The organism is Pseudomonas sp. SDO5522_S412, assembly GCF_054071215.1.
Window position 1 is genome coordinate 1 of the sequence record NZ_JBSVWQ010000156.1, and the last position, 13,492, is coordinate 13,492.

The window sequence follows — 13,492 nt, forward strand, 5'->3', positions numbered from 1 at the left end:
GTATTGGCTGACACACCGCATTCGCGAGCAAGCCCGCTCCCACATTGGTAATGCGGTGTTTCAAATATTGGCGCGCAGGATGCTTTCCGGCAACGGTTGCCCCCGCTCGACACTCGCCGCAACGGCCGCAATCAAACCCTCCAACTCATACCCCTGCCCTGCCAGCCAGGCCTGATCGTAATAGGTCGTGGCATAGCGCTCACCGCCGTCGCACAAGATCGCCACGATCGAGCCCGACTCCCCTGCCGCCTTCATCTGCTGCGCCGCGATCAACGCACCGATCAGGTTGGTGCCACTTGAGCCGCCTACTCGCCGCCCCAAGCGCTGCGCCAGGTAATGCATGGCCGCCAGGGACAGCGCATCCGGCACCTTGACCATCGCATCAATCACTTTCGGCAGGAAAGACGCCTCAACCCGTGGCCGGCCAATACCTTCGATGCGCGAGCCACAGTCCAGGCGCAGGCTGGCGTCGCCGCTCAGGTAGTAGTCGAAAAACACCGAACGCTCCGCGTCCGCGCACAACACTCGGGTGCAGTGCTGGCGATAACGCACATAACGCCCCAACGTCGCCGTGGTGCCACCCGTGCCGGGGCTGGAAATCAGCCAACTCGGCTCCGGATAACGCTCAAAGCGCAGTTGCTGGAAGATCGATTCAGCGATGTTGTTGTTGGCGCGCCAGTCAGTGGCACGTTCGGCATAGGTGAACTGGTCCATGAAATGGCCACCGCTTTCCTGCGCCAGGCGCTCGGATTCGGCGTAGATCTGCGTCGGATCCTGCACCAGATGGCTCTTGCCCCCGTAGAACGCGATCTGCGCAATCTTTTCCTGGGAAGTGGTGGCCGGCATCACCGCAATAAACGGCAAGCCCAGCAGCCTGGCGAAGTACGCCTCGGAAATCGCCGTGGAACCGCTGGAGGCTTCGATCACCGGTGCACCGGGCTTGAGCCAGCCGTTGCACAACGCATAGAGGAACAACGAACGCGCCAGCCGATGTTTCAGGCTGCCGGTGGGATGGCTGGACTCATCCTTGAAATACAACTCGATACCCGGCAAACCCTGCATTGGCAAGGGGATCAGGTGGGTGTCGGCGCTGCGCTGGAAGTCCGCTTCAATAATGCGAATGGCTTCGCGGGCCCATTGGCGGTTGTCGCTCATGATCGGTTTCTCTAAGGATTTCAGACCTGATCTTAGGATGTTTCCTACACTCCACACAGATACAGTCATGACTCAATTGGACACACAATTTTCGGGGTCTGGCGCGCAAGTGATCAGACCGATTCCTTATAACAAATAAGAATATAACTTTTGTTTTAACAACTAACGGTACGGGTTAGGGTACCCACCTATTGAACTTTGATTGGAGAGCATCCCTTGCCTCTGCGTAGCACTTTCACCCGTTTCTTCCAGCTGGAAGCCGCCAGCGGTCTGCTCCTGATCGCTGCTGCCGCTTTGGCGCTGATCATCAACAACTCACCGCTGTCGCACCTCTACGCGAGTTTTCTCGACGTGCCGGTGGTCGCACAAATCGGCGCCCTGAAAATCGCCAAGCCGGCGCTGCTGTGGATCAACGACGGCCTGATGGCCCTGTTCTTCCTGCTGATCGGCCTTGAGGTCAAACGCGAGTTGCTCGACGGCCAACTGTCCAAGCCTTCGCAAGTAGTACTGCCGGGAGCGGCAGCCATCGGCGGCATGGTCGTGCCGGCGCTGATCTATTGGGCGCTGAACAAGGACAACCCGGCCGCCCTGGGTGGCTGGGCAATCCCCATGGCCACCGACATTGCCTTCGCCCTGGGCGTATTGGCCCTGCTGGGCAAGCGCGTGCCGGTTTCGCTGAAGTTGTTCCTGATGACCCTGGCCATCATCGACGACCTTGGCGCAATCATCGTGATCGCCATCTTCTACTCCACCGACCTGTCCGGGGCGTCATTGGCCGGCGCAGCGGCATGCCTGATCGCCTTGATAGCCATGAACCGGCTGGGTGTCGTCAAGCTGGGGCCCTACATGATTGTAGGGCTGATCCTGTGGGTCTGCGTGCTCAAGAGCGGCGTACACGCCACCTTGGCGGGCGTAACATTGGCGTTCTGCATCCCGCTGCGCACCAAAAACGCCGAGCCATCGCCGCTGCTGACCCTGGAACACGCCCTGCATCCCTGGGTGGCCTACGCGATCCTGCCGCTGTTTGCCTTTGCCAATGCCGGCGTCTCGCTGGTGGGCGTCAACCTGGAAAGCTTCACCCACCACGTGCCAATGGGCATCGCCGCCGGCCTGCTGCTGGGCAAGACCGTTGGCGTACTGGGTTTCACCTGGGTCATGGTAAAAACCGGCCTTGCCGCACTGCCCGCCGGCGCCAACTGGGGCCAGGTGCTCGGCGTGGCGGTCCTGTGCGGCATCGGCTTCACCATGAGCCTGTTTGTCGGCTCCCTGGCGTTTGTGCCGGGCAGCAGTGAATACGCGGGTATGGACCGGATGGGCATCCTGACCGGATCGATATTGGCGGCGCTGATCGGGTATGCAGTGACGGCGATGGCCAGTCGCAAGCAGGCGCTCGTTCAGGCGTAACCGCTTTTGGAGCCGGCTTGCCGGCTCCAACCTCCTCTAGGCCCATTCGGCGCCATCTCACAGAACCGTCCTACATCCACCCTCCGCTGCTTGCAATAACGTCGTGCTCCCGGCTCCGCCGCCGGACGTCGTTATGCAACACGCCAGGAGGGCACGATGGCAAACAGCAAGGATATCCCCCAAGTCTGGCGATGCTACGGGACCGGCACGGGGGGTTACCGTCGGCTCGAGAACATGAGCGAGCGCGAGCTGGCTGATCGTGAGGCCAGGCAGCGAGCATACGAAGCCATGCTTGCCCGTCAGGAGGTCTACGAGGCCAGACGCAAAGTGGAGCGACCGCCAGCAACATTGCCCATCGCGGGCTGCGTCTTCGCCAAGTCCTGCAACCTGCCGGACGCCCACATCGACTACAACAATCCATCCGGCTATGTACCGCTTGACCCCATAGGAGACTATGGCGAGCACGTTCTGCTGGGTGGTCGTGAAACGGACATCGAGGGGCTGCTGTCACTCAAAAAGATCAGCGGCAGCGCACTCCCGGCTGGGCTAGGGACATTGGCACTGGGTGGCTCAGCGGTTAGTGGCGCCTCCAGCATCGCAGCGAGTGTTGGAACAGCTGGGGCCGGACTGATGCTTGGGGTTGCAGCCCTCGTCTGGCCCTCCAGCCTGGGCGATAGTGCGCTTTACAGCGACCGTCAACTGCGCTCAATGCCACGGGCACGCACCCGAGCCCGCCTGCATATCGAGCAACTTGCTGACGGCACGCTCAAGGGATACGCCTTCTACACCGGGAAAAATCGCGACTGGGAAATGGTTGATGTCGTGCAGTTTGGCCAGCGCGGCACGCAGCAGGTCGCGGACTTGGGCGACGGCGTCGAGCTGATCTGGACGCCTGCTGTCGACCCCGCTGACACCCTCGGCATTCCTGCGTTGGAGGCTGCACCGCAGGCGCCGCAAATCTGGGTGTATCCGCCAACCGAGAAGGCCGACAACATCATCGTTGATCCGATCTATCCGCCGGAATACAGGGATTTTATTCTGGTGTTTCCGGCGGGTTCGGGTATTCGACCTCTGTATATCGTCGTAAGCCTGAGGTATGAGGACGCCCCCTATCACGGAAAAAAAGATAACGCTGTCAAAAGCAGAAAGCCGACTAACGGCCTGGATGCGCTTAATAACTCGGTAGAGCTGAATCCGCCAAACTCACGTAGACGCATAGGGATTGACCCACACACAAAAGAGTTTGTAGTGATCGATCGCACCTCAGAAGGCGTTTACCACGGTCATGTGAGACTGTGGAGTGAGCTAAGACAAGAGATGAAAAATGCTTTAATAAAAGCGAACAAAACAGATCGAAAAGGAAAGATTCTGGGAGCCGAAAAATGAGTTTGCGCTATCACGACCCTTCTTTAAGTCAGGATGAAGCTATAAGCTTTATAGCCACTAATGACCTGACCAAGGTCACAAAAGCTCTAATATCCATCGGCCTTAACGAGACAGATGCTATCTGGGCACAAGAAACCTGTCTCAAGTACGCAAACAATGACAACGAGGACATCGCGTCGGCTGCCATCATCGCGATAGGCCACATTGCACGCCGTTTCGGCGAGTTGGACATGGCGAAAGTTACGCCCGTACTGCAACAGGCAAAAAGGAAATCTCCTTCTCTGAGCGGAGTCGTACAAGACACGCTTGACGACATTCAGATGTTCACCTGATATCCCACATATACCCCAACAAAAAACCCCAACCGGCCACCCGGTTGGGGTTTTTCTTTTCCTGCAACCTTACCCTTAGCGAGTAACGCGGCTGGTTCCGTCCACCGTCATGATGCGGACGCGGTCGCCGATGCGGAAGATTTCGTTCTCTTGAACCGCCTGGACGTAGGCGCGCATGCTGCCATCATCTTCGCGGACGGTGATTTCAACACCCTGGGTGCGGGTCAGGCCTTCCTCGGTGGCCGAGCCCAGCAGGCCGCCGGCGACTGCGCCGATAACGGCGGTCACGATGCTGCCACGGCCGCCGCCGATGGCGCTGCCGCCAACGCCGCCGATGACTGCGCCCGCAGCGCCGCCGATTGGGGTCTTGGTGCCTTCGATTTTCACCGGACGCAGGGATTCGATGGTGCCCATGCGAACAGTCTGTACACGACGAGCTTCGTCACGGGAGTACGAGTCGCCGGTCAGACTCGAGGCGCAGCCACCCAGCAGCAGCGACAGGGTGGTAAAGCAGGCAACTAGTAAAACGGACTTACGCATAGCATCAACTCCAAAGGACAGGTAACCATTAAACCGCTGTGGCTTGCCGCCTGTCACGGCATGCCGGGCAGAAAATTGTTTTCATTCAGCCTTAGTACAGAGAACCTGTACCGAAAAACTCGACGAACGGTAGCGTTCCCACCTCCCTCAGGATCTTGATGGACGCTGTCATCATTGTAGCTAACGGCCGCATAACGCAGCGCAGCGCTACCCATCCAAGGCCTCTGACTAGAGACTTCGGCGTGCAGCGCTACATTCAGGCGAGGTGACGAAAGGTGGGCTCAGGGCGCCAGGCGCTCACGGGTCCAGTCGGCCCCCTGCAAGCGGAAGTTCAAGCGGTCGTGCAAACGACTCGCGCGGCCTTGCCAGAACTCGATGCGCTCCGGCAGCAGGCGGTAACCACCCCAGTGTTCGGGGCAATCAGGCTGGGTATCGCTGAAGCGTTGTTCGGTGGCCTTGAGCAGCGCCTGCAACTCTTCGCGGTCCCTGATTACCCGGCTTTGCGGTGAAGCCCAGGCACCCAGGCGGCTACCCAGGGGACGGACCTGGAAGTAAGCATCCGACTCCTCGGGCGAGACCTTGACCACCCGACCTTCGATGCGCACCTGGCGCTCCAGGGTCGGCCAGAAGAAGGTCATGGCGGCAAACGGTCGCGCCGCGAGTTGTTCGCCCTTGGCGCTCTGATAATTGGTGAAGAAGGTAAAGCCCTGTGTATCCAGGCCTTTGAGCAGCAGGATCCGGCAGTGCGGGCGACCGTCCTGGTCCACCGTAGCCAGGGTCATGGCATTGGCCTCCACCGGTGGCTGTTCGGTTTTCACCGCGTCGGCGAACCACTGGTGGAACAAGGCAAACGGTTCATCCGGGGCCTGGGCCTCGCTCAAACCGTCCCGTGTGTAGTCACGGCGCATATCGGCCAGTGCCTGGGTCATGCGGCTTTATCCTTCTTGCTCAAATAATCAGTTCTTCGCCTGGTCGTTGGTAGCAGCTGGAGCGGCGGCCTTGGCAGGTGCTGGCTTTTTAGCAGCAGGCTTGGCCGGGGCCTTTTTGGCAGCCGGCTTGGCGGCAGCTTTCTTGGCAACGGTTTTTTTCGCCGGAGCGGCAGCTTTTTTGACCGGAGCAGCGGCTGGAGCAGGAACGTCCTGCACAGCGACCATTTCAGCCTTCGGCGGGTTGGCCGAGTTGTACTTGCTCAACAAGGCCAGCATGGTGGTGCGCTGGGTGAACATGATTTCCATGCGACGGTTCAGGGCGCGGCCCTGGTTGCTGTCGTTGGCGGCACGCGGCATCAGGTCGCCCATGCCACGCAGCATCAGGCGGTCCTGCTTCAGGCCGCTGAGGCTGAAGATCGAAGCGATGGACTGTGCACGTTCCTTGGTCAGGGCCTGGCTCACCGGCTCGGCACCCGAGGTATCTACATGGCCCAGGACCAGTACGGCGGTCTTCGGATCGCCTTCAACGGCCTTGGCAACACGGGTGAACGGACCCAGGGTCACCGGCAGCAACATCGCCGGGCGTTTCGGGTTGTAGGAGCCATCAACCGGGGCAATCACCACCAATACGTTGTCACGGCGTTCCAGTTGCAGGTTGCTGTCCTTGATCGCGAGACGCAGGCGTGGCTCGTAGTCGTCCAGCCAGGCCTGGGTGATTTTTGGATCAGGCATCGGGATGTTGGCGACGTCGACCTTGGCCAATGGCTTTGGCTTGCTTTCGAACGGCCACCACCATTTGGTATCGGTATCCGTCTTGGCAACGGCAGGTGCAGCGGCCGGTGCATCAGCCGGGGCGCCGGAGGCAGGCGTTGCCGCCTTGAGGTCGGCCTTCAGGTCTGCCTTGGCGTCGTCGGCTTTCGACGAGAACGGCCACCAGCTGGAGCCGGTATCCGCCTTCGCAACCGGTGCAGGTGCAGCAGCCGGTGCTACCGGCGCTGGCGCCTTGGCCGCGACCGCCGGCTTGGCATCCGGTTTGGTGTCGGCCTGGCTCACTGCGTCCTTGGTAGCAGCCTTATCGGAGCCAAATGACCACCAATGCCCGCCCTCGGCATCATTTTGTGGGGTTTGTGCACAGCCAGTAATAGTGAGGCATAGCGCCAGTGCCAAGGACTTGTTCGATAACATGAGATATCCACAAAATGAGAAAAAACCAGGGGCCTGAATGACCCGTTAAACAGACGCTTTTGGAACATTAAAGTTACAACATTTTGCCTAGCGTCTTTTTGTATGTGCCTTTGTAACAAAAAAACGCAAGACAGCAAGCTATTTACAGACAACCGGCCAATATTCTTACCAACTTTTGCGCCCGCGGGTCCATAAGTACATAAGGGCCCAATGTATTGGTCACGAAACCAAAGGCTACATCATGTTCCGGATCGGCAAACCCCACCGAACCACCGGCCCCGGGATGCCCAAAGGCCCGTGGGCCAAGGCCGAACGTGGCGTTTGGCACGTGCGGTTGATCCAACATGCAACCCAACCCGAACCGGGTTTGTGTCAATAAGGTTTTATCCGGGCCGATACTGTGTTCGCGGGTCAACTCTTCGAGCATATCGGCTTCCAGCAAACTACCGTCGAGCAGCCCACTATAAAACCCCGCCAGACTTCGCGCATTACCGTGACCATTTGCCGCTGGCTGCTGCATACGCCGCCATTCGGGTTTATTAGTGCTGGTCAGAATAGACGGTGGATTGGTAAATGCACGGGTAGTCATCGCCGTCGGCTCGCGCATCGTTACTTGAAGTAAACGTTGTGCCGCCTCATCGCCAACATTGCCCTTGCCTCGGGCTATATGGGCAACTCGATAAAACTCTTCATCTGCCAACCCCACATGAAAATCCAGGCCCAGTGGCCGTGCAACCCGGGCCACGATGGACTCGCCCGGCCCACGACCGTCGGCGCGGCGCAGCAACTCGCCCACCAGCCAACCATAGGTAATCGCCGCATAACCGTGCCCTTCCCCGAGCTTCCACCATGGCGCTTCGGCGGCGAGGGCGTCGACCATCATCTGCCAGTCGTACAGGGCTTCGGCGGGCAGCGTTTCACGCAGGGCCGGCAACCCGGCCTGGTGGCAGAGCAGATGGCGCAGGGTGATGGCTTCCTTGCCCGCGGCAGCAAACTCCGGCCAGTACTTGGCGACCGGCGCATCCAGCTGCAACTTGCCTTCGGCCACCAGTTGCAGCGCCGTGACGGCCGTAAAGGTCTTGGTGCAGGAGAACAGATTGGCAATGGTGTCGCTGTGCCAGGCCTCGGCACCGTCCTTGTCGGCGGTACCGGCCCACAAGTCGACGACGGTTTCGCCGCCAATCTGGATGCACAGCGCGGCACCACGTTCCTGAGGGTCGTCGAACAGCGCGGCGAAGGCTTCACGCACCGCTTCGAATTGAAGCTCGTAATGACCCTGAATCTGCACCTAAGCCCCCTTGGAAAAGTACTACAGAAAGTGGCCGACATTGTTCCAGCCATTGAGCGATTTGGGAACCCGCTCTCGTCGATCAGCCCCCATCAATGACCTTTGCCGGAATGCCCGCCGGAATGCTCTGCACCCGGCGCTGCTGCATTGCCTTCACGCCCGGGCTTGCCGCCCTCACCGGCGTGGACCGCTGCGGCAGCCTTGGCCTTTTCGGCCTCCTTGCCCAGCTGATCGACGGCAGCCAGGTTACTTTTGCGCACACTGTCGACAAACCCCTGGAACGGCACATCGGTGATGCCGACCAGGCCGAAGTGGCCGTTTTCGCCATCAAGCAAACGGCCGGTAACCGGCTGGTCCAGGTACTGGAACCAATGCACGCCGACGATCGACGGCTCGGCCATGGCCTGCTTCAGGAAGTTGGCGTAGGCAACCCCACGATCCTCTTCCCGGGCCAACTGCGTCACGCCGCCCCAGAACGGGCCGCGGTCCGCCGAGCCGAAGTTGAATTCGGTGATCAGCACCGGCTTGTCCAACGTCCGCAGTGCCGCAAAGTCGTAGCCGTCCTGAGGCTTGAGGGTGTACATATTGAAGCTCAGCACATCGCAATATTGCGCGCAGGACGCCACCGCTTCCGGCGTGCTGACCGCGTATCGGCCACCCAGCAACAGCTGGTTGGGCGCATGCCATTTCAATGCATCGGAGATGGTCTTGAAGTAGGCGTCGGCAAAGGTCTTCTGGAAGTACTTGAAGTCCGCTTCGATTTCCGGGTGCTCCGGGCTTGGCATTGGCGGCACAAAGCCTGGGTCTTCCATCAGTTCCCAGGCGGGCAGCTCGATGCCCCAGGCCCTGGAAAGCCCCTCCTGGTTGCGGTACTTGTCGCGCAATTGCTTGAGAAACGCGCGCTTGGCCGGCACGTCGGTGGTCATGCGCAGGGTGCCGTAGGCCAGGGCGTAGCGGGATTTCGCATCATCACCGGGACCGGCCCAGGCCAGTTCGTTGTCGGCAAAGAAGCCGATCAGCCACGGGTCGTCGCGATGGTCACGGGCGGCAATTGCCACCGCACGCTCGGTGGCCATGGCGAAGCGCGGGTCGAACGGGTCGGGCATGCCGCCCCACCAATCGGTGCCGGTGCTGATGCTCGCGTAATCACCGACGATCGACAGTGGCAAGGTGTAAGGCACGCGGTCGGCGGTCGCCAGCTGCGGCGCACTCCAGTTGCCGACAGTATTGAAACCCCAGGCCCGCAGGCGGTCGAGGGTGTGGCTGACCCAGCGTTTCTGGTCGAAACCTTCCGGAGCACAAGGTGCCGGCGGCACGCACGGCTGGCCATAGGTACGCTGCAGGTTGGCGCCATAGAAGTCGTACCAGCGGCCGACATTAAAGCTGCGCCCCTGATCGGCACCATTGCCGCTGCGGCTGTCTCCGCTGCCGTAGTATTTGTCGAAAGGCTCGCCGGCCTTGGGCAACGCGGCAAACATCCATTCGCGGCCCGCTACGTAGGTCTGGCTGTTGTCCGGGGCGACGGTATTGACGCCCAGGGAGTAGAACGGATGGCCTTCCGGTGTCACCAGGTACCAGCGCCCGTCGCGCTTCTCGGTGCGGAAGAAGCCGCTGGCGTCAAAGGCCGGGCCCTTGTTCCAGCCGCCGAATTTGTCCAGGGAGGCCTTGTCGCGCTCGGCCAGCCAGCCCTTGAGCTGTTGCTGTTCCTTGACCGCTGCGGCCCTCAACTGCTCGTCGCTGCTGACTTTCTCCGGCCACCGGGCGCGGGTGGACTGCCCATAGGCGTCCACCAGATCGCTGTAGGTAGCCTTGAGTACCGGCGCGATGTCCTGCACGCCAAAGCGTTCGAGCAAGATGCTTTGGGCGACGTTCGGCTTGATCATCGACAGGGTCACCGACACGATCTGGCTGCGGTCGATCTCCCCTTCGCTGCTGGCCAGCAGCACGCGCTGGCCATCGACGGTGATCGGCATCGGCGGGCCGGCCTTCATCCCCTGGCTCAGGGGCGAGTTGGCTTGCAGCGGAATCAACAGCGTTTGCGCGGGACCGGCTGGCAGGTCGATACGGCTGAACAGTGTCCGGCCGTCATTGCTCTGCACCTTGACGTACAGGGTCAGCGCCCAGTCCATCGCACTTTGAATCCGCAGGCTCATGGCACCGGATTGCGACCAGTCCCAGGCGCCGGTCTGCGGGCTGAGCACCAGGCTCGGTTCGGCCGCCGGGTTGAAGGTGATACGGCGCAGCACTTCGCCTTCAGCGGTTTGTTCGGCGTTGTATTGCGGCAGGCTGGCGTCCTGGGTCGCCACCTTGACCACATCGGCGGGCCGTACAAAGTTGAACAAGGTTTGTTGCCCGGCAGGCGCAGCCAGCAATGGCGCGGCAAACAACAGGGCAAAAACAGCGGGCAGCGTGCGAATCATGTGAACAAGGTTCTCCCAAACGGCCGGTGACTGGCCTGATGACGTGAAGCGATGGTGAGATAGACCACAAAGTGGGCGAATTCGCCCACTGGGCCTTAAGAAATTTCCCGCCGAAACGGCGGTAAAGCATTCAGGATAGCTTTCCCGTAGCGCTGGGTAACCAGACGCCGGTCAAGCAAGGTGATGGTGCCGCGATCTTCTTCGGTACGCAGCAGGCGGCCGCAGGCCTGGACCAGTTTCAAGGAAGCGTCCGGCACCGAGATCTCCATGAACGGATTGCCGCCCCGGGCTTCGATCCATTCGGCCAACGCGGCTTCCACCGGATCATCCGGCACCGAGAACGGGATCTTGGCGATCACCACGTGTTCGCAGTAGGCACCGGGCAAATCCACACCCTCGGCGAAACTCGCGAGGCCGAACAGCACGCTGGAATCGCCGCCATCCACCCGCGCCTTGTGCTTGTTCAGGGTTTCCTGTTTCGACAGGTTGCCCTGGATAAACACTTGCTTGCGCCAGTCACGGTCGAGGCCGTCGAACACGTCCTGCATCTGTTTGCGGGACGAGAACAACACCAGCGTGCCCCGTGAGCCCTCCACCAATGATGGCAGGTCACGAATGATCGCCGCCGTATGGGCCGGCGCATCCCGTGGGTCGGCCTTGAGGTCCGGTACCCGCAGCACACCGGCGTCGGCGTGATGGAACGGGCTGGGCACCACGGCGGTGACGGCCTTCTTCGGCAGCCCGGCGCGCATGCGGAAGCGGTCGAAGGTGCCCAGGGCCGTCAGCGTAGCCGAGGTGACCAAGGCACCGTAGGCCACGTTCCACAGATTGCGTCGGAGCATTTCCGCCGCCAGGATCGGGCTGGCGTTGACCTCGATATCGAACAGCGCACCGCTTTCCGACAGGGTCAGCCAACGGGCCATGGGCGGGTTGTCTTCCGGGTCTTCGACGGTAAAGGCGGTCCACAATTCCCAGTTGCCCTGGGAACGGGACAGCAGGCTGCCAAACAGCGGGTACCATTCTTCAGCCTGATTGCTGGCGATGCCGATATTGACCTCGCCATCCATGCCTTCCTTGAGCAAATCGGTGAGACGGGTGAACAAGTCGGTCAGGCGCGAAAAGCCCTTTTTCAGCTCGACGCCCATTTCGCGCATGTGCTCGGGGATCAGCCCGCCAACGAAACGATGGCGCGGCCGTTCGCGGCCTTCCACGTCTTCGCCGGGCTTGAAGTCTGCCACCTGTTCGCAGGCGCTGAACATGAATTGCTGCTGGGTCTTGATCTCCCGCGCCAGCTCCGGCACCTGCTCGATCAACTTGCCCAGGTCGCCCGGCAGCGGGTGCTGGGCGAGCAACTTGGTGAGGTTCTTGGCCGTGGTTTCCAGCCAGTCGGCGGTGGAGCGCAGCCGCGTGTAGTGAGCAAAGTGGCCGATGGCCTTGTCGGGCAGGTGATGGCCTTCGTCGAACACGTAGAGTGTGTCGCGCGGGTCGGGCAACACGGCGCCGCCCCCCAGGGCCAGGTCGGCGAGGACCATGTCATGGTTGGTGACAATAACGTCTACCTTGCCCATGCCTTCCCGGGCCTTGTAGAAGGCGCACTGGCCGAAGTTGGGGCAATGACGGTTGGTGCACTGGCTGTGATCGGTGGTCAGCCGTGCCCAGTCGGCGTCTTCCAGGGCATTGGGCCAGCTGTCGCGGTCGCCGTCCCATTTATTGCCCGCCAGTTTCTCGATCATGCTGGTAAACAGCTTCTGACTGACCTCATCGACTTCGATCTTGAAGCCTTCTTCTTCGAACAGCGAGGCAGTGGCGGTTTGCGCGTGGCCTTCCTGCAACAGCACGTCGAGCTTGGACAGGCACATATAGCGCCCACGGCCCTTGGCCAGGGCGAAGGTGAAATTCAGGCCGCTGTTGCGCATCAGGTCGGGCAGGTCCTTGTAGACAATCTGCTCTTGCAGGGCGACGGTGGCGGTTGCAATCACCAGGCGCTTGCCGGCGGCCTTGGCGGTGGGGATCGCCGCCAGGCTGTAGGCCACGGTTTTACCGGTACCGGTGCCGGCCTCGACGGCCACCACGGCGGGGTCGCCACTGCGCCGACCTTCGTCGTCGGTGTCGATATCCCCGAGGACCTTGGCGACTTCGGCGATCATCAGGCGCTGGCCGTACCGCGGTTTCAAGCTCTTGGCTTCGAGAAAACGCGAGTAGGCGCCCTGGATCGTGGTTTTGAGTTCAGTGCTGATCATGGATAGTCGGGCGCAAAAAACGCTGGATAAATTTTCAGTGGTTCGGATCGGCCGCTATCATACCCCGCTAATTAATCCCGCGCAGAACGGAGTACCCCAATGACCGTCTTTAGCTTCGCTTACACCCTGCATGTACTGGCCGCCCTGATCTGGGTCGGCGGTATGTTTTTCGCCTGGATGATCCTGCGCCCCGCCGCCATGGCCGCGCTGGACGGGCCGGCCCGGCTGAAACTCTGGGTAAATGTGTTTCAACGTTTTTTCGTGTGGGTCTGGGTGGCGGTGCTGGTGTTGCCGATCAGCGGTGTCGGCCTGCTGCAACTGCGCTTCAGCGGGTTTGAGACCGCGCCGCGTTATGTACAGGTCATGATGGGGTTGTATGTGGTGATGACGGCGCTGTTTATCCGGATTCAGGCGCTGAAGTTGCCGGAGCTGCGCGTGGCGGTGGCGGCTGAGGATTGGCCGGCCGGGGCTGCGGCCTTGGGGCAGATTCGTAAATTGGTGGGGATCAACTTGATAGTGGGGTTGGTGCTGGTGGCGATTGCTTCGGCACGGCCGATGTTCTAAAGCGCCTAGTAGACCGCTTTCGCGAGCAAGCCCGCTCCCACATTTGGAA

Annotated in this window: 11 protein-coding genes; 4 read left to right on the forward strand and 7 right to left on the reverse strand. The window is 60.9% G+C overall.

Annotated elements, in window-relative coordinates; genetic code table 11:
• Positions 1-60: 60 nt before the first annotated feature.
• Complete coding sequence (locus ACW9I6_RS23915) at positions 61-1,158, reverse strand: PLP-dependent cysteine synthase family protein (protein ID WP_173406096.1); 1,098 nt, start codon at positions 1,156-1,158, stop codon at positions 61-63.
• Positions 1,159-1,371: 213 nt separating this feature from the next.
• On the opposite strand from ACW9I6_RS23915, the gene nhaA reads away from it, so the two are divergent.
• The 3 genes from nhaA to ACW9I6_RS23930 all read left to right on the forward strand — a co-directional run bounded on the left by nhaA (position 1,372) and on the right by ACW9I6_RS23930 (position 4,277).
• Positions 1,372-2,559: a Na+/H+ antiporter NhaA gene (gene nhaA, locus ACW9I6_RS23920; RefSeq protein ID WP_003211688.1), complete on the forward strand. Its 1,188-nt coding sequence runs from the start codon at positions 1,372-1,374 to the stop codon at positions 2,557-2,559.
• 156 nt (positions 2,560-2,715) lie between these two features.
• Positions 2,716-3,945 (forward strand): S-type pyocin domain-containing protein, encoded by a 1,230-nt coding sequence (locus ACW9I6_RS23925; protein ID WP_177037026.1) that lies wholly within the window; start codon positions 2,716-2,718, stop codon positions 3,943-3,945.
• The gene (locus ACW9I6_RS23930) at positions 3,942-4,277 is read left to right on the forward strand and encodes a hypothetical protein (RefSeq protein WP_457339914.1); all 336 of its coding nucleotides are present in this window, start codon (positions 3,942-3,944) and stop codon (positions 4,275-4,277) included. Before ACW9I6_RS23925 ends, ACW9I6_RS23930 begins: the two co-directional genes overlap by 4 nt.
• Positions 4,278-4,352: 75 nt before the next feature.
• On the opposite strand, the gene ACW9I6_RS23935 is transcribed toward ACW9I6_RS23930, so the two are convergent.
• From ACW9I6_RS23935 to dinG, 6 genes are all read right to left on the reverse strand, one after another.
• Positions 4,353-4,817: an outer membrane lipoprotein gene (locus ACW9I6_RS23935; protein ID WP_003189251.1), complete on the reverse strand. Its 465-nt coding sequence runs from the start codon at positions 4,815-4,817 to the stop codon at positions 4,353-4,355.
• Between the two features lie 281 nt (positions 4,818-5,098).
• The gene (gene pdxH / locus ACW9I6_RS23940) at positions 5,099-5,746 is read right to left on the reverse strand and encodes a pyridoxamine 5'-phosphate oxidase (protein WP_003211693.1); all 648 of its coding nucleotides are present in this window, start codon (positions 5,744-5,746) and stop codon (positions 5,099-5,101) included.
• A gap of 27 nt (positions 5,747-5,773) precedes the next feature.
• Positions 5,774-6,931, reverse strand: coding sequence for an OmpA family protein (locus tag ACW9I6_RS23945; RefSeq protein WP_087694263.1), 1,158 nt, complete (start codon positions 6,929-6,931; stop codon positions 5,774-5,776).
• Between the two features lie 142 nt (positions 6,932-7,073).
• Complete coding sequence (locus tag ACW9I6_RS23950; RefSeq protein ID WP_003211696.1) at positions 7,074-8,219, reverse strand: EstA family serine hydrolase; 1,146 nt, start codon at positions 8,217-8,219, stop codon at positions 7,074-7,076.
• 92 nt (positions 8,220-8,311) lie between these two features.
• Entirely contained in the window at positions 8,312-10,639 is a 2,328-nt protein-coding gene (locus ACW9I6_RS23955; RefSeq protein WP_008432094.1) for a beta-galactosidase, read from the reverse strand.
• Between the two features lie 95 nt (positions 10,640-10,734).
• Complete coding sequence (dinG, locus tag ACW9I6_RS23960) at positions 10,735-12,879, reverse strand: ATP-dependent DNA helicase DinG (RefSeq protein ID WP_008432096.1); 2,145 nt, start codon at positions 12,877-12,879, stop codon at positions 10,735-10,737.
• A 99-nt stretch (positions 12,880-12,978) separates the two neighbouring features.
• Between dinG and ACW9I6_RS23965 the strand changes: the two genes are divergently transcribed.
• Positions 12,979-13,443 carry a CopD family protein gene (locus ACW9I6_RS23965; protein ID WP_003213709.1) on the forward strand — a complete coding sequence of 155 codons (465 nt, stop codon included), beginning with the start codon at positions 12,979-12,981 and terminating at the stop codon, positions 13,441-13,443.
• The last annotated feature ends 49 nt before the right edge of the window (positions 13,444-13,492 follow it).

What these genes read in the sequence shown, in the direction of transcription:
- ACW9I6_RS23945 (WP_087694263.1), bottom strand. Translation starts at nt 6,931, where the DNA reads ATGTTATCGAACAAGTCCTTGGCACTGGCGCTATGCCTCACTATTACT.
- ACW9I6_RS23925 (WP_177037026.1), top strand. Translation starts at nt 2,716, where the DNA reads ATGGCAAACAGCAAGGATATCCCCCAAGTCTGGCGATGCTACGGGACC.
- ACW9I6_RS23935 (WP_003189251.1), bottom strand. Translation starts at nt 4,817, where the DNA reads ATGCGTAAGTCCGTTTTACTAGTTGCCTGCTTTACCACCCTGTCGCTG.
- pdxH (WP_003211693.1), bottom strand. Translation starts at nt 5,746, where the DNA reads ATGACCCAGGCACTGGCCGATATGCGCCGTGACTACACACGGGACGGT.
- ACW9I6_RS23955 (WP_008432094.1), bottom strand. Translation starts at nt 10,639, where the DNA reads ATGATTCGCACGCTGCCCGCTGTTTTTGCCCTGTTGTTTGCCGCGCCA.
- ACW9I6_RS23965 (WP_003213709.1), top strand. Translation starts at nt 12,979, where the DNA reads ATGACCGTCTTTAGCTTCGCTTACACCCTGCATGTACTGGCCGCCCTG.
- dinG (WP_008432096.1), bottom strand. Translation starts at nt 12,879, where the DNA reads ATGATCAGCACTGAACTCAAAACCACGATCCAGGGCGCCTACTCGCGT.
- ACW9I6_RS23930 (WP_457339914.1), top strand. Translation starts at nt 3,942, where the DNA reads ATGAGTTTGCGCTATCACGACCCTTCTTTAAGTCAGGATGAAGCTATA.